18 protein-coding genes and 1 pseudogene are annotated in these 21,236 nt (G+C 57.5%); 5 read left to right on the plus strand and 14 right to left on the minus strand.

Features of this window, described 5'->3' with window-relative positions; translation table 11 throughout:
* Positions 1-400: 400 nt before the first annotated feature.
* Positions 401-1,187, plus strand: a pseudogene (locus ATY80_RS30095) (transposase); the annotation flags it as partial.
* A gap of 59 nt (positions 1,188-1,246) precedes the next feature.
* Here ATY80_RS30095 and ATY80_RS01160 read toward each other — a convergent pair.
* From ATY80_RS01160 to ATY80_RS01170, 3 genes are read right to left on the minus strand one after another with little or no spacing between them, the layout of a single operon-like run.
* A complete protein-coding gene (locus ATY80_RS01160; protein ID WP_189637060.1) occupies positions 1,247-1,495 on the minus strand; it encodes a VOC family protein in 249 nt (82 codons plus the stop codon).
* Positions 1,496-1,523: 28 nt separating this feature from the next.
* Positions 1,524-2,621 carry a Gfo/Idh/MocA family oxidoreductase gene (locus tag ATY80_RS01165; protein WP_088690666.1) on the minus strand — a complete coding sequence of 366 codons (1,098 nt, stop codon included), beginning with the start codon at positions 2,619-2,621 and terminating at the stop codon, positions 1,524-1,526.
* A gap of 10 nt (positions 2,622-2,631) precedes the next feature.
* A complete protein-coding gene (locus tag ATY80_RS01170; protein WP_088690667.1) occupies positions 2,632-3,642 on the minus strand; it encodes a Gfo/Idh/MocA family oxidoreductase in 1,011 nt (336 codons plus the stop codon).
* Positions 3,643-4,869: 1,227 nt separating this feature from the next.
* Here ATY80_RS01170 and ATY80_RS01175 point away from each other — a divergent pair.
* On the plus strand, positions 4,870-5,283 hold the full coding sequence (locus tag ATY80_RS01175) for a hypothetical protein (RefSeq protein ID WP_245306727.1): 414 nt from the start codon (positions 4,870-4,872) through the stop codon (positions 5,281-5,283).
* A gap of 330 nt (positions 5,284-5,613) precedes the next feature.
* On the opposite strand, the gene ATY80_RS30100 is transcribed toward ATY80_RS01175, so the two are convergent.
* Together ATY80_RS30100 and ATY80_RS29320 are read right to left on the minus strand one after the other, a co-directional pair.
* Positions 5,614-6,003, minus strand: a complete 390-nt coding sequence (locus ATY80_RS30100; protein WP_348626625.1) for a Fic family protein — start codon at positions 6,001-6,003, stop codon at positions 5,614-5,616.
* A 116-nt stretch (positions 6,004-6,119) separates the two neighbouring features.
* Positions 6,120-6,368 carry a hypothetical protein gene (locus tag ATY80_RS29320; protein WP_245306728.1) on the minus strand — a complete coding sequence of 83 codons (249 nt, stop codon included), beginning with the start codon at positions 6,366-6,368 and terminating at the stop codon, positions 6,120-6,122.
* Between the two features lie 379 nt (positions 6,369-6,747).
* Here ATY80_RS29320 and ATY80_RS01185 point away from each other — a divergent pair, with 379 nt between their 5' ends.
* Positions 6,748-8,004, plus strand: a complete 1,257-nt coding sequence (locus ATY80_RS01185; protein ID WP_088690669.1) for an arsenic transporter — start codon at positions 6,748-6,750, stop codon at positions 8,002-8,004.
* 455 nt (positions 8,005-8,459) lie between these two features.
* Here the strand turns inward: ATY80_RS01185 and ATY80_RS01190 are convergent, their stop codons facing one another.
* Positions 8,460-11,387, minus strand: coding sequence for an ATP-binding protein (locus ATY80_RS01190; RefSeq protein ID WP_088690670.1), 2,928 nt, complete (start codon positions 11,385-11,387; stop codon positions 8,460-8,462).
* Between the two features lie 394 nt (positions 11,388-11,781).
* Positions 11,782-11,973, minus strand: a complete 192-nt coding sequence (locus tag ATY80_RS29325; protein WP_088690671.1) for a hypothetical protein — start codon at positions 11,971-11,973, stop codon at positions 11,782-11,784.
* 222 nt (positions 11,974-12,195) lie between these two features.
* On the opposite strand from ATY80_RS29325, the gene ATY80_RS01200 reads away from it, so the two are divergent.
* Positions 12,196-12,507, plus strand: coding sequence for a hypothetical protein (locus ATY80_RS01200; RefSeq protein ID WP_088690672.1), 312 nt, complete (start codon positions 12,196-12,198; stop codon positions 12,505-12,507).
* Positions 12,508-12,544: 37 nt separating this feature from the next.
* Here ATY80_RS01200 and ATY80_RS01205 read toward each other — a convergent pair whose 3' ends face one another.
* The 6 genes from ATY80_RS01205 to ATY80_RS01230 all read right to left on the minus strand — a co-directional run bounded on the left by ATY80_RS01205 (position 12,545) and on the right by ATY80_RS01230 (position 19,249).
* The gene (locus tag ATY80_RS01205) at positions 12,545-12,883 is read right to left on the minus strand and encodes a DUF2147 domain-containing protein (RefSeq protein ID WP_088690673.1); all 339 of its coding nucleotides are present in this window, start codon (positions 12,881-12,883) and stop codon (positions 12,545-12,547) included.
* Between the two features lie 169 nt (positions 12,884-13,052).
* Positions 13,053-15,056, minus strand: coding sequence for an aldo/keto reductase (locus tag ATY80_RS01210; RefSeq protein WP_088690674.1), 2,004 nt, complete (start codon positions 15,054-15,056; stop codon positions 13,053-13,055).
* A gap of 44 nt (positions 15,057-15,100) precedes the next feature.
* On the minus strand, positions 15,101-16,186 hold the full coding sequence (ugpC, locus tag ATY80_RS01215) for a sn-glycerol-3-phosphate ABC transporter ATP-binding protein UgpC (protein WP_088690675.1): 1,086 nt from the start codon (positions 16,184-16,186) through the stop codon (positions 15,101-15,103).
* Between the two features lie 15 nt (positions 16,187-16,201).
* Positions 16,202-17,038 (minus strand): carbohydrate ABC transporter permease, encoded by an 837-nt coding sequence (locus ATY80_RS01220; RefSeq protein ID WP_088690676.1) that lies wholly within the window; start codon positions 17,036-17,038, stop codon positions 16,202-16,204.
* The gene (locus tag ATY80_RS01225; protein ID WP_088690677.1) at positions 17,035-17,895 is read right to left on the minus strand and encodes a sugar ABC transporter permease; all 861 of its coding nucleotides are present in this window, start codon (positions 17,893-17,895) and stop codon (positions 17,035-17,037) included. Before ATY80_RS01225 ends, ATY80_RS01220 begins: the two co-directional genes overlap by 4 nt.
* Positions 17,896-17,971: 76 nt before the next feature.
* Complete coding sequence (locus ATY80_RS01230) at positions 17,972-19,249, minus strand: extracellular solute-binding protein (protein WP_088690678.1); 1,278 nt, start codon at positions 19,247-19,249, stop codon at positions 17,972-17,974.
* Between the two features lie 86 nt (positions 19,250-19,335).
* Here ATY80_RS01230 and ATY80_RS01235 point away from each other — a divergent pair, with 86 nt between their 5' ends.
* Positions 19,336-20,244, plus strand: a complete 909-nt coding sequence (locus tag ATY80_RS01235; protein WP_088690679.1) for a helix-turn-helix domain-containing protein — start codon at positions 19,336-19,338, stop codon at positions 20,242-20,244.
* Between the two features lie 17 nt (positions 20,245-20,261).
* Here the strand turns inward: ATY80_RS01235 and ATY80_RS01240 are convergent, their stop codons facing one another.
* Positions 20,262-21,170, minus strand: a complete 909-nt coding sequence (locus ATY80_RS01240; protein WP_088690680.1) for a LysR family transcriptional regulator — start codon at positions 21,168-21,170, stop codon at positions 20,262-20,264.
* Between the last annotated feature and the right edge of the window lie 66 nt (positions 21,171-21,236).

The raw sequence follows: 21,236 nt of genomic DNA on the forward strand, positions 1-21,236 counted from the left end.
GCTCGGTGCAAGGCTCCACTGCATGAAGTGTGATCTTGAAGCTGTCCTTGATCCGGTTCACGGCAGGCTTCGGGTCATTGTGCGTGAGATCCGTCCGTGACCTGCAAGGCACCCGGCATCTTTGATCGTGCCAAGAAACTTTAGCGGCTGTTCGACCACTACCGGTCGTCCCAGCTTCGGATTTTCGAACAAGTAACAAGACTGATCTTTTCAGCGCTGTCACGTTATGCCCCATTGTTGCGAGCGGCTCCCGTCTCGACCCGCTTAGAAGGCTGCCTTGGGCGCTTGGAAAAGCGCAAGTATGTTACTGTAGTATACGAGTATCGAAGCCCTGCAGCGGCGGCGACCTGTCTGGAAAACGCCAAGGCCCGTTTGACCGGCGATCAACTTTTCCGATAGGCCGGACGCCGCCACCGAGCGCATGCGGCGGTTGACGGCGCGCCGCTACCAGGTTGTGCGGCATCGGACGCGGATCAAGAACGAGGTCCATTCCATCCTGCACGCCCACCTGATTCCGAAGTGCCCGCATGCCGATCTGTTCAACGGTCGAGGGCGGGACTGGCTTAAACGCCAGCCTGTACCTGAGGATGAGCAGATTGCCATCGAGCGGCATGTACGCGAACTCGACCGGCTCGGTGAAGATCTTGCGGTTCTCGATCGGCAAATCGCCGAAAGCACGATGGATGATTCCGTGGTCAGGCGGCTGCTCACGATCACCGGCGTCAACCTTGCCGTTGCGAGTGGGTTGATGGCGGCCATCGGCGATATCAGGCGCTCAAGAGCCCGCAGAAGCTGGTCAGCTGCTTCGGCCTCAATCCGCGAGTTCGCCAGTCCGGACTTGGCGCTGCGCATCACGGACGCATCAGCAAAATTGGCCGTAGCATGCCCGCTCGCAAACTAACGGTTCTGGTCTGGCACATGTTGACCAAGGAGACCTGATTATCTCTGGGTCCGCCCAGTCTCGTCGCCCACAAAACGCGAGCGATGGAATTGCAGCGGGAAAACCGCAGAAGAAAGGCAATACGCCTGGTCCCGCCTATGCCTACAACATCAAGAAACTGCGTAACCAGGAGAAGCGTCTCGCCGAGCAAGCACAGAAGAGCTACGAACGCTTCGTCGAGACTTGGCGTCCGCGCCGGCCAAATCAAAAGGCGCGCGGACGCCTCAATCCGGCAAGGCTCGAATGAGGTGGCCCGGCGGCGCTTTCAGCCGATGCACCACGCTTCACCTCGAGGTCGTCCGCACATTAGCAATTTACCATAGAAGAAAAAGGCTTGTCGATCTCATCCGTAGTATGCAGCACACCCGATGTGGCGTGTGGCAGATCAAAGGCAGACCCAGCACCGCCTGGCGGCGCGAAGATCTCAAGCACACCAGTACCAGTATCGAGGAACGCCACTTCCGTGCCATTGGCCATGGTTTTGCGCAAATGAAGGCGCAGGCCCAAGAAGTCGCGGTAAATGGCAGGCGACCGCTCCAGCTCCCCGGTCACCATGCATGCACTCGAAGCTCTTGATCATGGTTCAGGCTCCGGCGGCCAGACGTCGCTCTTCTTCCGGCAACCAGGAACGATAGAGCGGATGGTCAGAAAGGATGGGCAGTGTCGTCGGCTTGCCCGTGCGCTGCGAATAGTAGGCCGCCGTGACGAGCTCCAGGGAATTGCGTGCATCTTCCAACGCCACCGGCGGCTCGCTGCCGGTGGTCAGCGCATGATGGAAGAGCTCGAACTGTCTGGTGTACCCGTCTTCCTTGGCGACATAACGGGCAAGCGCCTCATCCACACGCTTCTGGTGCTCCTCCGTCCCGGCAATGAAGCTCCAGGGGTCTCGACCCATTGTGTAGGGCTCGAGAATGCTTTCTGCGACGAGATCGGAGAAGCAGAAGCGCAGGCGAGAGATTTCCCTGCGGGAACCGAGGGTCATCGACAGCGTCGCAAGCGAACCGTTCTTCATTTTTACCGAGAGAGCTGCCGTATCCTCGACCTGGATCGGATTTACCAGCGTTGCCCCGTAGGAAAAGATCTCGGCACATGCGCCATGCACGTAATTCAGCATATCATGCGCGTGTATCGCGTGTCCTAGCAGGCCGCCACCCAGTTCCGTCACCCATTTTCCGCGCCATGGCACGGCATAATAGTCCGGCCCCCGCCACCAGTGGGTCTCGATTGTGGTCAGGAATGGAGCGCCGGTAAGCCCGAGATCGATCAGCATTTTGAGTTTCTGAAGTCCGGAGCCGTAGCGATACTGAAAGATCGGCATCAATTGCGGACCCTCGGCGCGCGCAACAATGCGGGCCATCTCGTCGACTTCAGCTATCGAGCCGAACAGCGGCTTCTCGCAAATGACGTGCTTTCCGGTTTCGATTGCCTGACGGCACAGCTCGAAATGCGAACTCGGCGGTGTGCAAATATCGATGATATCGAGATCGGTGCGAGCGATCATTGTCTCGGCGTCCTGGGAATATTCGGGTATGTCGAATTCCTCGCAAAGAGCCCGGCCACGGTCCTCGTCGAGCGAGCAAAGGACCACGACGTCAAACAAATCCTTGTTCCAGGCAAAGCCTGTCAAATGGCGTGAGGCGATGCCTGCTCCGATGACGCCGACGCGAAACTTCTTGGACATGATAGCTTCCTTAGCGGAGACCCAGGTGCGCGGCCCTTGATTGTGCTTCCAGCGAAAGGCGGCAGACCTCGTAGACATGAGCCTGGGACATCGCTGTCTCGGTACGCTCGCAAACGTCGGCGGCGAAGGCATCGAAATAGTCGAGCTTTTCGCTGCTGCAATCGATATGCGTCATTTCCTTGCCATTGACGAGGAAGAGGTGGTCCTTACCAGGGCGCCCAGCGATATCGATGTATTTGCGCAGTTCGATGTAGCCCTTTGTGCCAAGGATGGTCAGGCGGCCATCGCCCCAGGTCGGCAGGGCTTCCGGCGTAAACCAGTCGACCCGTACATAGCCTGAAGCCTTTTCAGAGCGCAGCAGAACCTCGCCGAAGTCCTGGAATGCCGGCTTGTCGGGCATGCCGAAATTGCCGACTGAACTTGCCACGACTTCACCACTGGTCGACCCCGTATAAAAGAGGAACTGATCGACCTGATGCGAGGCGATATCGACGATGATGCCGCCAAATTGCTCCGGATCGAAGAACCAATTCGGGCGTGTTGGCAGTTGCAGCCTGTGCGGGCCCATGCCAAGCGTCTGGATCACCGTACCGATCGCACCTTCCTTGACGAGCTTGCCAGCCCTGACGGCGGAACGAACGCAATGGCGCTCGGAAAAGCAGATCGAAAAAATGCGGCCGGTCTCGGCAACCGTGCGTTTGACCTCTTCGAGTTGCGCAAATGTCGTCACGCCGGGCTTGTCGGTCATCACATCCTTGCCCGCCTTCATCGCGCGCACAGCCAATCCTGCACGGTCGCGTGGGATCGCAGCGATGCAGATGACGTCGATCGACGGATCGGTGAAGATCGTGTCGCGATCGATCTGCGGGGCGTCTGGATAGGTTTTCTTGAAGGTTTCCACTAGCGCAGGCACTGAGGTCTGCGGGCAATATCCGACGAACTCCGCACCCGCTGCAAGCAGGCCCTTCACGTGATCGAACGTGTGTCCATGATCGATTCCTACGACGGCAAATCTCAACATAACAGCAGTGACCTCCTGGGAATTCCTTACGCCCGGCGTCTTGCGTTACGGGCGATCTCCTCAGGCGGGAACAGACTGCGAAAACCACACGCTGTCAAGGCTGGACAACCGACAAGAGTCCGGCAGATTCCCATTAAGGCGTGGAAAACAAAAGATAATTTTGTGTATCTAAATAGTTATTTATGTGTTTTTCCTCTTGATGTCGCGGTTTCGGTGGGTGGGTGGGTACATGGTGGTAAACCCGGGGGGGGGTAGTTCGCTACGGCCATAGGTCGTGTGTAGATTCTTCATAAGGAATTTCGCTTTCTACAAAATGTGCGCTTTCGCTGTGCGCGCCCTACTCCGATCACCTCCGCCGGCGGAACGGGATAGCGTCAATGCGGGTCGTCGCTGGAGGAAGTCGAGATCCTCCGTCACCGCTGGAGCGCCATACAGAAGCTGTTCACCAGGGTGGCGCAGCCCATTCCAGCCTCTCTAGCACCGATGACCCATGCTGCCATTGGGTCCGTTCGGATTGGCAAAAAGGGCAGCCATCTTCTGCTTCGATGCAGGTACCTGCGGCTTTGTGTCGACCCCAGTCGATAGCATCATGTGTTTGATGTCGGGGTTCGCGAGCTTTCCACTGTTGAAAGAAGCTTGAGAGTCTCAGTCGTGAAACCGAAGCCGAGGAAGATCAGTCGGAGGTCATCCGGGCTTGTATTGACACGAGCCAAGACGACTTCATCGACTTGGCGGAGATCCATCGCTGTTGCCTGGTTTCCCCTTAGGCTGCGATTCTCTTCCGCACTTTATTTTACCATTGCACATATTCTGGGTCCCTCAGCGGAAATGCATCATCCCGTCCCGGTTGGCTCGATCATCTCTCAACTGATTGTACAATGCTTGCGCGTCGACCCGATTTTCGCTTGAGAACCAGGCAACCCAGACCAATGCCGAGGCCGCGCGAGCTGCCTTCATCATGGCAGCAGCCGAAGATGCGTGCATCGACGTTAACGGGATTCCGGAACTGTTTGAGCCTCCCCAAGAGCGTGAGAAGCCGAAGAAGAAGCGGCGGGCTTGACGCCATCTGGCAAGCCTACTCCCTTCGGATAAATTTGCTACAACCGTCTGGTCTGCGACGCTACGCCACCGACACTGAGGGTAAAGGGAGGTTCCGCCTTGGATGCAGCGTACCCAGGCGATAAAGCAAGCATTCACGAGATTCTTGGTCTGGCATCGCAGTACCGAATGGCCGCTATCTTGCTTGGAGAACGATCACCACGGGGCCAGCCACAGTCTCACATTCCGCGTCGGTTTCTCGCTCTGCACTCGATCGAGCTTTACCTGAATGTGTTTCTGCTCGCCAAAGGAATTCTCGACCCTTCGTCCGTTCGCGGCCTTCAGCACAATATTGGCGAACGATCGAGAATGGCATTGGATGCCGGGTTGAACTTGCGCAAGCGTACGGCCGAGCACCTGGAGACCCTGACCTTGAAGCGGGAGTACCTGATTACAAGATACGGTCCTGAAATGACTGCTGCGTTGTCGCAGGTGAACCGCGTCATGGCGACGCTCGAGGAATTGTCGCAGAAGGTTCCAAAGGTCGTCGACTCGGCAGCCAGGCCCAGCACGAGTGCTACCCGTCCGAGAGCGCCCGTTTGATGGTGAGGCACCTGACGCGGTGAAAATCGAAAATTACTTCGAGCGGGTTTCAGGATCGGGAGAGAAGCTCAGGCGTTGCCTCCGAAGAGCTAAGCTTCTCTCCCTCTGGCATTCGAGATTTCGTCCCGTACAGGATGCTCGGTCCCCGTTGCGCCCTGTTTAAGCCGCACCGTTGCCATGCCGGCACATTAGCGATCTCGGAAATAATTGGAACAAATTTCTGATCTGCCTCAAGGAGGACCGCACTTGCCTAATCGACTGCCGCAAGCGCATTGGGGATGCCGAAGTCGAGGGACGCTTCATGGTGCAACCGGTCGATCGGTATCCTATTCATTGCAACGCTACTTGCGCATCCGGTGCTTGCCGATGGGCCAGCCAACACGGCCCCGAAGAGCTGTCTGGACACGCCATCATTGCGAAATTATCGCGGCCGAATGTTTCGGCCGCCCATGGCGTCAGTGTCAAAATCCGCTTCGAGCTGGACCGGCGCGGCACGATCACAGAAACTCCGACCTTGGAAACAAGTGGGGCGACGAAGCCGTTACCGCCGATGGCTGCGTTCTGGGCCATTGCATGAGACATCAGCCTGATGACACGGCCATTTCCGTCAGGAAACGGATGAATGTAGTTCAGTCGGTGATGCGCAGCAGCGATAGCGATGATGCGGTTCGTGGCTCCGCCCTGAGCCTGTTCATAGCGCTTCGAGAAACATCCATGAATGCGCCGACTCGGTCTGACGCTGGCGGCAGGCGTCGTCCGACTTCAACGTCATCTTTCTTGTCCGACCGAAATGCGCCAGGGATAATCTCCGTCTTGCTGCCATCGGGTCTAACGATTCAGAGAACCGGCGATGAACCCATGAAATGAATTCGACCGAAGTAGGCGGCGGCAGTGCCTTTTCGTGTTGTGAGCTTGTCGATCTCTCTCTGGACAGAGACGTGAGCTGCAGCTTCCAGCGCAAGTGGGCATGTGGCTTCTTCGATCTCGGCTCCCGCCAAAGCTCGTTCGATGTCCTGGGGCCGAGCATTGTGACCTTCGATCAAGTTCGAATAGTAGCAGTTCATGACCCGAACGAGATCGGACAATTCGAAGGCTGCGTCGGGATGGGAGGCCTAGACCGAGCGCGGCGGCGGCACCTCGCTTAAGATCTTGCTCAATCCAGCCGGTGAGCATTTGGTTTTCACAACCTGCACATCGGGATGGTTGCAGTCGGTCGCTGTTTCGGCTATTGCGGTGAAATCTATTCTTTCCGGCACCAAGCCGCAATGTGGGCCTGGCGGTGCCTCCTGAACAATAGCGTCTCCGGCTGGCCGAGGTGTCTCGGAGAACACCGCGTTGCCGACCGGTCGGTGGCAGTGTAGCGGTTCGCCCCGTCGCCGCGGTCGTCCTGCTCATGCGCCACACTATTGAGCTATCGCAACCCGGTTGCGGCACCTTAGCAACCCACACTATGGGCGAATGAACATGAACGCACTGACAATGACTTGGGGGATAGCCGGGCTGACGGCACTTGGTGTCATCACCCGGCCCTTCGCATGGCCCGAGGCGATCTGGGCCGTTCTAGGAGCGCTCCTGCTCGTTGGCATCAGATTGATTGGCGTCCATGACGCATGGACAGGAGCGTCCAAAGGAGCTGATGTCTACTTTTTTCTGATTGGCATGATGCTGTTGTCGGAACTTGCCCGGCAGGAAGGCCTGTTCGATTGGTTGGCGTCCTGGGCAACCTTGCAAGCCAAGGGCTCTGCGAAGCGTTTGTTTGTGCTGATTTATGGTGTGGGCATCATGGTGACAGCATTCCTGTCGAATGACGCCACGGCTGTCGTCCTAACGCCCGCGGTGTGTGCGGCCTGCCGAGCTGCACGGGTCAAGAATCCGATGCCCTACCTGCTGATCTGCGCGTTCATCGCAAATGCTGCAAGCTTCTTGCTGCCGATCTCCAATCCTGCCAACCTCGTGATATTTGGAGGCGGGACAATGCCGCCGCTATGGCGTTGGTTTGCCACATTCACACTGCCGTCCGCAGCTTCCATAGCGACGACTTTCCTCCTGCTGTACTGGACCCAGCGATCTTCAGTTGCTTCCGATTACGTCTCCCCTGACGTTCGGGACATCCGCTTATCGCCGAGCGCAAAGCTTGCGGGCTTTGGCCTCGTCGCAACCGCGTTCATTTTGCTTGTCGCATCCGCGCTCGATTTCGATCTTGGTCTCCCGACATTCGTGGCTGGATGTGCGACCACCGCGGCCATTCTGCTCGTAACGCGCCAAAGTCCTGTTCGGATATTGAAGGGAGTGTCCTGGAGCGTGCTTCCACTTGTCGCCGGATTGTTCGTCGTCATAGAGGCTTTGAACCGGACGGGTTTGATCGAGACGTTGGCAGAGTTGATTTCAGGCGGCGCTTCCCGCGCCCAGGGACAGACTGCTGCCCTCGCAGGCGCGATCGTTGCTGTCGTCTCCAACCTTGTCAACAATCTGCCAGCGGGTCTCGTGGCAGGAGGGGCTGTTCAGGCGGCAGACGTATCCGACAAAGTCGCCGGCGCCATTTTGATCGGTGTCGATCTCGGGCCCAACCTGTCGGTGACAGGATCCCTCGCAACGATCCTATGGCTGACGGCGTTGAGGCGCGAAGGCCTTCATATGGGCGCTTGGGACTTCCTGAAGCTCGGTGTCATCGTCATGGTGCCCGCGCTCGTCGCGTCGCTTGGCGTTCTCGCCTTCCAGTAGTCTCGTGTTCCATGCGAAGCCCGCGCTGGCTCCGTCGATCACCTTGGGGCCTTTGGTCTCGGCAATGTGCTGGGTGCAGCCATTGGAGCAACGTGATCGGCGTCAGTCTCGGTTATGTGGTGGTGCCCATGACAGGCCGTGCGTGCAGCGTTGGACCTGACACGCCCTCAAGGTCGGAAGCCATAGCAAGGAAGCCTTACAAACTGTTGCGAGCTCTGAGACCGAAACCATGCAGACGGCCGAATCTTCTTGCCGGAGCCGGTTCGGCCCGACCGGAGTGAACTCGTAGCGCAGTTCAGCGTTGCGTGACGATGCGAGCATTCCAGTTGCCTCGCCGGCATAAGCCGGCGCTTCATCAAAATCCTATCGCTGCGTTTAAGCGAAGTGTTCGTTTGCGGGATCCGAGATGTGCTTCGGCACGCCCCGGCAGGCGGTTTAGCGTTTGCCAATGCTGGTCATTTGACGAGGTGAAGCATTGGTTTTCGGCTCCGGCTGGAGTCGAACATCCGCCTCGCCTCGCCTTCCTCCATTAACCAGTCGGCCCCGGTTCCGAGCATCCACGCGTCGCGAATGGGTTCGCGATACCAATTGGCCCGGTTGCCGATAATGTAGAGGCGCCTGCGGGCGCGGGTGACGGCAACGTTCATGATGTTCGGTTTGGCAAGCACCCAGTCAATGCTATCGGGGCGCGTCGCCCCCAGGATCAAAAGAACTGTGTCAGCTTCCTTCCCTTGAAAGCTGTGCACCGTTCCGATGGATCTCTCGATCCATTCCTCCGCAAGCCCTGCGGCGGTCTTTCCAAACACAGCAGGAGCATTATCGCGCAAGTGTTGCTTGAGGCCGTCGGCGACTTTTCTGAAAGGAGAGATGATCAGAACGTCGGGTCGTTCGATCACCGGTTGTGACTGGCTCATAGGTCCAAAGCATTGCGACATCATGTGCGCTGCTAACGCACCCTCTTCTGGAATGTAGAAATCGTTTGCTGTCTCGGCCGCGCCGATGACATTGATCCATGCACTGGGTCCGAAAGTCGGCCGGCGAACATTATCCAAGGCATCAGCGTGGAGAATCTCGTCTGCGAGGATCATCGTTTGATCATAGGCAAGGCCGTTCGAGATCGAAAACATCGGTTCGACGCAACGACGATGGACACGCAAGGGAGCGCCAACCCACTTGCCTTTTCGTTTTGCACCAAACGGGTTGATCCGATCCGCGAGTGTTTGCAGTGACGTGTTTTTCGTTCGGAACTGCGGCGCGATGCCAAATCTATTTGCGAGCGCAGTCTCGACCGCGTGGCTGATCGTGGAGATCGGTTCAAGCTGAAATGGATCACCGACCACGATCGCCCTCTTTACGCGTGACAATGCGTCAATCGCGTGCTGGCTGGAAGCCTGTCCAGCCTCGTCGACAATCAGCCATGGAATCGAGCCACGTCCCATGCTGCCAAATGCATTTGAAAAAGAGCAGAAGGTCGAAGATACGACGGGAACGAGGAGGCTGAATGTGCTCCATAGATCGCGAGCCGCTGACTGCGACCAGGATCGCCCTTTTGCCGACATGAGATCGATCCATGCCGCGAGGTTGGGTCTAATCGATGACCAGGCATGAGCCACAAACGACTGGTGCAACCGCATCGTTGCGATGAACATCTCGCAACGCGCACGTTCGAGCGCTGTTGATGTACCGGGAAGCATTTGAGCCTGGGCCTGCAAGTTTGCTTCCATGAACTCGTCGGCAAGAACAACGTCACCAAGCTCTTCTCTAAGCTTTGCGATTTGTTCTCGTGCTTGCACGAGGACAGGATGCGTTGGCGAAAGGCTCAATTCCAATGCGATCGCGGTTGTGCCTGTTGTCGAGCGCACCGGTGACGCCCATTTCTGATTGAAGCTTTGGTAAACAGCCTCGAAGCTTTTTGCCGCGCTCACAAGTTCGGACAGGCTTAGGTGCCTTGCCCTTATTTCATCCAATTTCGCCTTCGCCGCTCGATAAGCCGCTTTGGCATCATCCCAATTTAGGTCCCCGCCCTCAAACAGCGTGTCATCGTCGATCGCCTGTGCCAGTGCCGTCAGGCAGCGGTCTCGATTTTGTCGATTTCCCAACGGAACCGATATCGCCCCCCAGGTGTCGGAGGCAAGCTGATGCTGGGCCATCAGTCGCTCAGCAAGCTTGGGGAGGAAACTCACCGTATCGGAGTATGTTTTTCCCAACTTGGATCGCTTGGGAAGCTCGAGTGTAAGATTGGCAACAGCGCCGTTATTGGAGCTGGCGACAGCCACGAGAAAATCGTGCAGCGCCCGGTCGATCCTGAAATGCGTACCACCTTCTTCATCATGTACGGGCGTAAAAGCTGACTGGGGATCGTCATAGCCCAGCAAGACGTCTGCACGACGGCCAAGAATTCCAGCAACAACGTCCAGCAGGAGGGTCGTTTTCCCAGTTCCAGGCGGCCCGTTGATCGAAAAGACCCCCTCCTTCGACAAGCTGGCGAAAACCTCGTTCACAGCGACTTGCTGTTGGGGAGACAAGGAGAAGTCTGACGGCCACCTGGTGGCAGGATAGCGGCCTGTTTCGAGACTGTTGGTGACGGCTGCATCACTCGTGGCATCGAAGTCGGATTCTGCCGACGACTTCGTCAGTAGATCCCAGGCTGCCCCGATCACCACGCCACTTTCGACGTCACTTCGCAACTCACGCAACAGGCTCGGGTAAACATTGTTGAACGGTCTTGCGTCCTTCGGCTTGCGACTTGCCTTGCCTGCTATGGTCGGCTTGGAAGACGTGACAACGACGCACTTCACCTTGGTTCGAAGCTCGATGGGCAGTGAAAGCGTGGAAAAAGCCAGGTCGGCCAAGGCTTCTGCAATAGCGACCGGATTGGACTGTGCCTTCATTCGCGCGTTGTATTCCGTCGCCAGCGCCTCTGAGTACTCGGTAAAACTCATCGTAATCCGCTCGGTCGCTATGGCAAGATCGTAGAGAAAGCGGTTGATGACCAGCGAGCCGCGGTCCGCGGTTTTTTTGTCGGATACAGCGAATGTGCCCGCAAAAGTAAATTGTGGCTCCTCGCACGTCCCATCGTAAGGGGCGTTGTTATGACCGGTCCAGCGACGGATCAGGAGATTATCACATTCCCGCATAGCCGCCACGCCGAAGCGTATAAAATGGCGAATTGCTCTGCCGTTTTCCGCTTGCGGCCAGGGATCTTTTTTATCGGCGATGTGTGCGACTGAATAAGAGGCGCTTTTAGCGCCATCGTTTTCCAGAACAGGTGGACTATAGTGCTCGATGTGCTCCCAGTAGTTGAGGATGCGCGCGACCTGCTGATGCATTTCCCTGCCGTATTTGGTAACGTAAGGTGGTCGCTTGCCTGGGGTGTCTGCCATTTAGGTCCTTCGCGATCAATGCAATCGGCCCGAACCAGACTGTCTTCTAGTGTCGTCGCGACGCGAGAATCGTTAACAATGCCTCAACAGGCAAGCTCGGCCACAATGGTTAACAAATGGTTAACAAATGATGATGAAAGCCGCCAGCGAACAAAGAGCACCCTCGTTCGGCACGGCGCGGATGGGTTGGCCTGATTGTAGGCTGTTGCCGCGCTTTCTGGTCGGAACGAAAAAGACCACCGCTCATAAGGAAGATGAGCAGGGGCGCTTGGCCACTCCTTAGATCATGAATCACTCCTGCCGAAGCCAAGATCATGCACGCCGATGACCAGGGCTATGGCAGGTCTCCTTGTCCCCGCTGCTTTCGACGGCTCGCAGCAATTGCATCTGACACTTAGTAACTGCAGGGGCGATCGTTGCCAAATCCACCGCTGCACGCCGGCCGCAGTGCAAAGTCGGCATTATGGGCGCCGTATCCGGCCGACCCCGTTGTTCGAGGCGCCTCTGAGCTTGTCGAACACGCCATTGAGATACCCGCGAGTGCAACGGCCATTCCAAGGCACATCATCTTGCGAAGCGCTTTCATGCCATTCTCCCGACATAGCCTGTCACCAATTGCGACAGAACCTACCTAGTTCGCGATAGAACCGCGAAAACATCGCGTTTCATCAATACTTCATCATCAATCGCTGCCAAAGGGAACTTATCGACCGCCAGTCAGCTTTGGCGGTCATCGAACTCATGGCTCGCCAGTTTGGCACGAGGAATGCATGGCATTTTCCAAGGGTTCCTTTGTCAGGAGGGAAAGATGACGGCCTTGGTTACCGATATTGTCAGCGCCGCTGGACAGCTGGAAGCAGCCATTCTCGATGTTACCGCCCCTGGTCCAAACGTCCTCGTTTGCTCCAAGTCCATGAAGGAGAAGGCAAAATTTCTTCCTCATGTTCTGGTAGAACAATACCCGGAACTCTCATCGATCGAGCGCGAATTGCGCGGCGTATTCGAAGCCTGCTCGCATGCCATTGATCGTAAATCAGTCAATCCCGTGGTCGCAAAAGCGGCAATCTCCATTGCCGAGGAATATCGGCAGGTCATCGACAGGCTGAAACTTGGAAACTAGCAGCGTATAAAAAAGCCGTCACGGCTGCGCACGAATGTCACAACCTCGTCCAGATCAGCGAAACGCAAATCACCTTCATCGTGCAGCCGCGCATGTGCACGGTGTCGCCGCTGAGCGTGAGTACGCCGGTGAATGTCTTTTTGCTCTCCGGCTCAACGATTGTTCCGGTGAAGTTGCCATTGCTGCCCTGGAAGGTGCCTATGCGTTTTCCTGCACTATTGCCGGTCTTCATGGTGATGCAGTAGCCTTGGGCGCATTCGTCGATCGCGGCGGTGGTACCGACTTGTGTTTTCCAGGTGCCGACGACAGGCTCTTGAGCCAAAACAGCGAAGGCCACGAGCGTCACCGACGCCGTGATCAATACCAGCCGGTTCATGATTTTCGCCCCCTATGGACAGTCAGGGTGTGGCCGCTGGTCCGGCCTGAAGCGCAAGACTATACGCTGCAAAGGCGTCGTGCTCCAGCGTTCAGTGTTCTTTGCGCTGGAAGAACTGTCAGGCGCCCGGGACTGCCTCTCACAGCCCCGAGCGATCGTTGCTATCGCGTCACGCTTCCAGCCACTTCACCTGTTCCGGTGTAAGCCTGATGTCGAGCGCCGAAAGACTGTCTTCCAGCTCTGCAATGGTGCGTGGTCCGATCAGCGGAATAACCGGGAACGGCTGAGCGATCACATAGGCGAGTGCAATGTGGATCGGGCTCCGGCCGAGCCTGTTTGCCAGCTCGATTGCCCGGTCCCGGCGCTCGAAATTGCGATCAGAATACCAGCAACGGACGATTTCGTCATCGCCACGCTTGTCGCGTCCGGCCCGGTCGGTAAAGAAGCCGCGTCCCTGGCTCGACCAAGCAAAATTCGGAATCTGCTTTTCATTCAGCCATGTCTTCCAGTCGTCGTCGGAGGCCGCAACGCATCCGGCCCAGATCGGATCGAGCATCTCGGCAAGCGAGAAGTTGTTGGACAGGCAAGCCGGCGCCGTCTTGTCGTTCCTGGCGGCGTAGGCGGAAGCTTCATCGATGCGCTCGCGCGTCCAGTTCGACCCGCCGAAAATGCCGCGGATACGACCGCGCTTGACCTCTGCATCCATTGCATCGACGAATTCGCCGACAGGAATATCGGTGTTGTCGCGATGCATGAAGTAGATGTCGACGTAATCGGTCTTCAGCCGGTTCAAGGACTGATCAAGCTGCTTGGCGATGACATCGGGATAGCAAAGCGGTGAATGAGCACCCTTGCCGATCAGGACGATTTCCTCTCGCGGGATCTTTCGGCTGGTATGCCAGTCGCCAAAGATGCTCTCGGTCTTGCCGCCACCATAGACGAAGGCCGTGTCGAAGATGTTGCCACCAGCTTCATAGAACGCGTCAAGGGTCAAGGATGCGGCAGCAAAGCTCGGGAAGAATTCAAAACCGAGCGTGACGACCGAGGCTGGCTTGGAAATGCCCGGAATCCGGCGCTGCGGAATGCTGTTGCCGCGTCGCACGACATCGCCAGCAAGGTTGGCCGTTCGCTTATCCGCCTTCTCGACCCCGTATTCCAGCCCGATCGAGGCACGCCATTGGTCGAGAACGCGCAAGTTTCCGACCGAATCGGCCCAGCTCATCCCGGGGGCGCGGAATTCTTTCTCACCGGCGCGGATTGCATCGCCTGCCGCGTCGACCTCGAAGGAATAGAGCCAACGTTCTTCCTTGACCTCAATCGTCTGCTGTTCGCTCCCCTTGAAGATCTCGATCCTGCCGACACCTCCCTTGTGCCCGGAGGCGAACCAGAAGTCCTTGACCTCGATGCGTCCTTCCGAACCGATGATGCGCAACGTATTGTCCTGCTGCGCCATGATCGAGCAGGACACTTCGGCGATGATGCCATTTGGAAACTTCAATACGGCGGAAGCCCACTCGTCGACGCCGGATTGACCGAGGTAACCGACGCCGGAGACCTTTTCTGGCTCGATGAACGATTTGCCCTCGACAGCCCCGGCGATCAATCGCGCCATGGAGACCGGATAACCACCGACATCGAGGATACCGCCGCCGGCCGTCTCGTTGGAAAAGAGCCGATGTTCGGGCTTGAACGAGCCCATATTGAAGCCGAAGCTCGAACGGATGATGCGCACGTTGCCAATGACGCCGCTCTTGACCAGTTCGACGATCTTGGCCGTCTGCGGATGGACCCGGTACATGAAGCCCTCGCCGGCAAAGACAGCGGCCTTTTTCGCTTCATGATAAATCGCATCGGCATCGAATGCGGAAAGCGCTATCGGCTTTTCGACAAGCACATGCTTGCCGGCGCGGATAGCCTTGATCGCCCATTCGGCATGACCGGTATGAGGCGTTGCGATATAGATCGCGTCAACCTCCGCATCCTCCAGCAGCCCGTCATATCCCTTGACGATGCGGGCGCCGGGAAAGTTGTCTCCAAGCTCCGGCTTTTGCGGGTTGCGGGTAGCAATGGCGACGAGCTTTGCAGTGCGTGAATGCGCAATACCGTCCGCAAATGTGCGGGCGATCGTGCCCGGGCCGATGATACCCCAACGGATCGGTTGGTCTGTGCTCATAGAAAATTCCTCTTCATTGCATAGGTCTTGGGGTGAAGGTGCAGTCAGCGCAGGCGCTTGCCGTGGCTGTCGAACAGAAAAATGTGGCTGACGCTCAGACCGACGCTAAGCGTGTCTCGATTACCGGCTGCGCGCGATTCCGGGCGCTCGATGATGAGCGGCTCGCCGCCTGCCGTTGTCGCGTAGATGTAGCTTGTGTTACCGAGGTGCTCGGCGACGTCGATCGTGACGGTGAGATCCGCCTGCCCTCGCCCGGCATCGACAAAATGCTCCGGCCGGATGCCGAGCGTGACCTCGGCCCCAAGCACGATCGGCCCGCTGATCGGCATGCTCAGGCGCACGTTGCGGTCGCCAGCCAGTGCAACGGTTGCGCTCGAACCATCCCTCTCGATGATCTCGGCCTTGAGGAAGTTCATCTTCGGCGAGCCGACGAAGCCGGCAACGAACTGGTTGGCGGGATCGTCGTAAAGGTCGAGCGGAGCGCCGACCTGCTCGATATTGCCAGCACGCAGGACGACGATCTTGTCGGCCAGCGTCATCGCTTCGGTCTGGTCGTGGGTGACATAGATCATCGTCGTGCCGAGCTGCTTGTGCAGTCGCGAGATCTCGACGCGCATCTGTACACGCAGTTCCGCATCGAGATTCGACAACGGCTCATCGAAGAGGAAGACTTGAGGCTCGCGCACGATGGCGCGGCCAATGGCGACGCGCTGGCGCTGGCCGCCCGAAAGTTGTTTCGGACGCCGCTGCATCAGCTCGTTGATCTGGAGGATGTTGGCTGCGTGCCTGACACGCTTCTCAGTGTCCTGTTTCGGGTTGCCGTTCATGCGCAGACCGAAGCTCAGGTTCTCCTCGACCGTCATGTGCGGGTAGAGCGCATAGGATTGGAAGACCATCGCAATACCACGGTCGGCAGGTTCCACGTCGTTGACGACCTTACCGCCGATATTGATCTCCCCGCCCGAGATATCCTCAAGACCGGCGATCATGCGAAGCAGTGTGGACTTGCCACAGCCCGATGGACCGACGAAGACGACAAACTCGCCATCCCTGACCTCAAGGCTGGCGCCATGGATGATTTCCAGCGCACCGAAGCGCTTGACGACATTTTTCAACGAAAGTTCAGACATCAGGCGTTTTCCCGATTATTTGACTGCGCCGGCCGCAATGCCGGCGATGAAGTGGCGCTGCAAGAACACGAAGACGACCAGAATCGGCGCCGTCAGCATAATCGCGCCCGCCATGATCCCTCCCCAGGATACCTTGGTGAGGCCGATGAGGGTTCCGAGTGCCACGGGTGCCGTCATCATCCCCGGCTTGGAGTTGATAAGCAGCGGCCAGAGATAATTGTTCCAGGAGTGCAGGAAGAGGATAATGGAAAGCGCCGCCATCGTCGGCCTTGCGAGCGGCAGCGCGATCCGAAGGAATATCTGCCATTCCTTGACGCCTTCGACGCGGGCCGCATCGAAGAGCTCCCCTGGCATCATCGAGAAGGCCTGACGCATAAATAGAACGCCGAGCGAGTTGAAGAGTGGCGGGACGATCAAGGCGATCCAGGTGTTTGCCAGCTTGAACTCGCGTGCCACCATAATGAATTGCGGGATGACGACGACGGCAAAGGGCAGCGTAATGGTGCCGAGAATGATGCCGATGACGATCGAGCGCCCAACGAAGCGATAGCGCGCCAGCGCCCAACCCGCCATGGAGGTGAGAAGCACGGACAGGAACGTATAGATCACTGCAACGCCAATTGAGATGAACATCGCGCGGATGAAGTCGGTATCGGCCTGCAAGTTATTGAAATTCGCAATGAAGTTGGTCGAGGGCCATAGCACGATCTCGGGACTGAAGATGCCGAAATCCGGCATCGTCGAGAAGACGAACATCATCCACAGCGGAAACAGCCAGATGATGGCGAGCGGCGTCAGGATGGCGTGGAGGGCGATCTGCCTGACCAGCAGTGATTGGGACTTCGATCTCATTTCGGCTCCCTTCCAATCCAAAGGTTAAAGAGAGAGATCGCCACTGCAAGCGCCGCCATCGTGTAGGCCACAGCCGAGGCATAGCCGAAATTCAGCGAGCGGAAGCCCTCTCGATAAAGGAGAAGGCCAAGCGTTTCCGTTCCACCTCCCGGACCGCCCCTGTTGGTGATGAGAAACGGCTCGGTGAAGAGCTGCATCGTGCCGATGACCGACAGGATGACGCAAAACAGGATGATCGGTTTCAAGAGCGGCAAGGTGATGTGGAAGAACTGCTGTGTCTTGCTGACGCGATCGAGCGTTGCCGCTTCGTAAACATCGTCGGGAATGGATTGCAGGCCCGCAAGAATGATGATCGCGTTGTAGCCGGCCCAGCGCCATGTCACAGCGATGATGATCAGGGTCATGGCAGCGTTGGCATTGTCGAACCAGGAAACGGCTGGAAGGCCGACCAAGGTGATGATCTTGTTGACGATGCCGAAATCGAAGCTGAACATCAGGCGAAAGACCGCAGAATAGGCCACCTCGCCAACGACGACAGGGGCGAAAAAGGCAAAACGGAACAGCGGCCGCGCCTTTAGGAGTGGAGAGTTCAAGAGCACCGCCATCACGGTGGCGATGGCGATCATCACCGGCACTTGGATGACCAGGATGATCAGGGTGTTATAAAGCGCATTGTAGAAGGCCGGATCGCCGAAGAGACGGCCCCAGTTGACGGAAAGACTGAATTTCCACGGATTGACACGGGTATTCTGAAACGAGGTCAGAAACGAACTGATGATCGGCCATATCCAGAAGGTCGCAAAGACCAGGAGATAAGGCGCAAGAAAAGCGTAGGCGTTCCGGTTGCGGATCGGCATTCCATTCTCCTCACAGACGAGACGAGCCATCCCTTAGGATGGGGGCCGGGCGCCACATGACGCCCGGCACCGTTACTCATTTCGCAAGCGGAAGGCCTGTCGCTGTGGCGATTTGCTTTGCGGCATCGTCAAGCGCGGCCTTCGCGTCAGGATAACCGCCGGCAAAGTACTTGGTCTGCGCGGCCCTGTAGATCGAGTCCGCATCCGTCTGAAAGGCCGTGCCGCGGCTTGGAACGATCTTCGGCAGGGTCGACAGGATATCGACCCAGACCTTCTGCCCACCCCAGAAAGGTTGCGGCTCGTTGACAAACGGGTCCTGAACGGCGGTCAACAGCGACGGAACCAGACCAAAGGACTTCAGCATCGTCACCTGGCCTTCATTGGTGCCAAGAGCGTAGTTGATGTAGGTCCAGGCGGCCTCCTTATTCTGCGAGTTGGCGGCGATTGCAAGCGACGAGCCGCCGAGATTTGCTGCATGCGGGCCATCGGCCGTCAGGCTTGGCATCGTATAGACACCCCACTTGCCAGCAAGATCGGGCGAGCCGGATCTGATTGTGCCTTCATACCAGCCGCCATACATCTGGCTGGCGACCTTGCCTGCGGTATTGGCCTGGATCTTCTCATCCCAGATGGCTGCCGTCAGCGTGCCGGCGTCCTTCATCTGCTTGACCTTTTCGAGCGTCGCAACGCAGGCTGGCTGATTGATGGTGATCGTCTGGCCATCCGTCGAGAAGTAGCCGCAGCCCTGCTCGTTGGAAATCATGCGGAACCATTCGCTGTCGCCATTGAAGTCGGCCTGTGCCATGACGACACCGGGATTGGCCGCTGATATCTTCTTCCCAGCCGCGATGAAGTCGTCCCAGGTCTTGATCGTCGACGGATCAACGCCTGCCTTCTCATAAATGTCGCGGCGATAGAATACGGCGACCGGGCCGGAATCCCAGGGCATGGCATAGGCGACGTCGCCGACCTCAAGCTCGGTGCGCTTGAAGTCCGGAAACTTTGCCTGTATCTCCGGCGTGTAGCCAAGTTCTTTCAGGTTGGCGAAGCAATCGGGGAAGCGACTCCAGAAGATTTCCGCCTCGAAATTCTCGACGCTGACGATGTCAGGCAGTCCTTCGCCGCCGGCTGCGCAAGCCGCGAGCATCTTGTCGAAGACCTGCTGGTTGCCGAGATCCTCGACCGTGACCTTGATGTCGGGATGCTGTTTGTTGAAGCCCTCAAGCGTGGACTTCAGCGCCGATGCGGCGATGTTCCAGCTCCAGATGGTGAGATTGCCCGACTGCTGCGCGAATGCAGAACCGGAAGCAAGAAGTGCGACTGCAGCGGTCGCAGCGATAAGCTTGAAGCGCATTGAAAATCCTCCCTTTTCAATTGCCGTCCCTTAGCGAACGCGGCTAGACTATCTGGAAGGGAGCCGCTGTCTCCTAAAAAGGGAACATGGATTTGGCGGAAAGTAAGATCGTAAAGCGGGCTGTCTATCAGCCGGGAGCGAGCAGTATCGAAGGGATGCCGACGGCCCTTCAGATGTTTCACAACCATCCACCTGTGATGCTGATGCCGCACTGGCACGTGCAGGTCGAAGTCAATTATATCATGCAAGGCAGTGTACATTACCGCATCAACGGCCAGAAGATCTCCATGAAGGCAGGCGACATGTGCCTGTTTTGGGGTGGACAACCCCACCAGATGGACGATTGCTCCGAAGACGCGATCTATGCCGGTGGGCACCTTCCGCTCGTCTACTTCTTCCGCATGCGTCTGCCGATTAATATTTCCAGCCGCCTGATGAAAGGCGAGATCCTTTTCACCTCGGCAACGGACGCTGCCGACAGGGAGAACTTTCCCCGCTGGGTTCGCTATGCCAGGTCCGGCGATGCCGCCAAGGCACAACATGCCGTCGACGAGATGCTGTTGCGGGTGGAGCGGATCGCGCTGGAACCCTATTTGATGCTGTCAACACTCGGACCAACGGATGCTGACGATATCGAGCAGTGCTATCCGCAGTCTTCTCGCAGCGTTGCGCGTATGTGCGACTTCATCGCCGTCAATTTCCTGCAGGAAATTGATTCGGTCGATATCGCGCGAGCGGCCGACCTTCATCCGAAATATGCAATGAACCTGTTCAAGAAGACGACCGGCATGACACTCAACAAATATGTCAACCTGCTGCGTCTGTCGCGGGCGCAGGCCATGTTGATGAACGATGAGGCAAATGTCTTGCAGGTTGCCATGGATAGCGGGTTTGGCTCGATCAGCGCCTTTAACAAGTCGTTTCGTCATATCGCGGGCATGTCGCCTTCCGACTTTCGCCGTGACGCGCGCATGGTCACCCAGTATGCGCCTTAAGCGGTGATGGCGCTGTCTCATGGGTTTCGCGTTGTGGCGAAGACTTTGTAGAGAAGCTCGGCGGAGGCCGACAGCTCGCGGTCCTTGAGTTTGATGAGACCGAAGCCCGGGACGGAGATGTCTCCCTCGATCTGCAACGCCTTGACGAGACCGTGCCGTTCGAGAAGTGCGACCACCGGCTCGGCGAAGATGCCGAGCCGTTGGCTCTGCAGAATCAGCAGCATGGTTAAGAGTGCATCGGAGGTTGAAACGACGCTTGCCGGAACGATGCCGTGGCGGCGTATGAAATCATCTATGACCTGGCGCAGGAACGAACCGTGGGGCTGCAGCACCCAGCTTTGGTGCCTGAGGTCATTCTCGGTAACCACGGGCTTGGCCGCTAGCGGATGATCCACGGCTACGATGACGCGCAGCGTCTCCTGCCCGACTGGCAGATAGTCAAACCAGAGCGGGTTCATTCCACTTGGTACACGGCACACGGCAAAGTCCAGCCTGCGGCTCAAGACATCTTCAAGCAGCACGTCGCTGCTGCCGACGGAGATGCTGATGTCGATCGTCGGGTGGGTCTCGAAGATGCGCTTCAGCGCAGGGGCAACGTAATCGGCGGCTGGCGTCATGATCGTACCGAATGCGACACTGCCGCCCTGCCCGGCGGCTGCGACCACCATTTCATATTCTGCGCGCTGCGCTTCGGAAATCAGCATCTTCGCATGGCGAACGATCACCTCGCCCTCAAGGGTCGGTATGAGGCCGCGATTATGGCGCTCGAAGAGCTGATGACCGGACATCTGCTCCAGCTCGTTCAAGGTTCTGGACAGCGCCGGCTGCGAGACACCAAACATTTCCGCGACCACCCCAAGCTTTCCGTGTTCACTGAGCGCCACGAGCATCTTCAAGTGCCGCAGCCTGAACCCGTCCAATCCCATAGTGCCTCCTCGATATAAGCAATTTGCATATCAAAATGCGAAAGACTGATTATACATTCCTTTATC

The organism is Rhizobium sp. R711 (genome assembly GCF_002211365.1).
Taxonomy (GTDB): domain Bacteria; phylum Pseudomonadota; class Alphaproteobacteria; order Rhizobiales; family Rhizobiaceae; genus Rhizobium.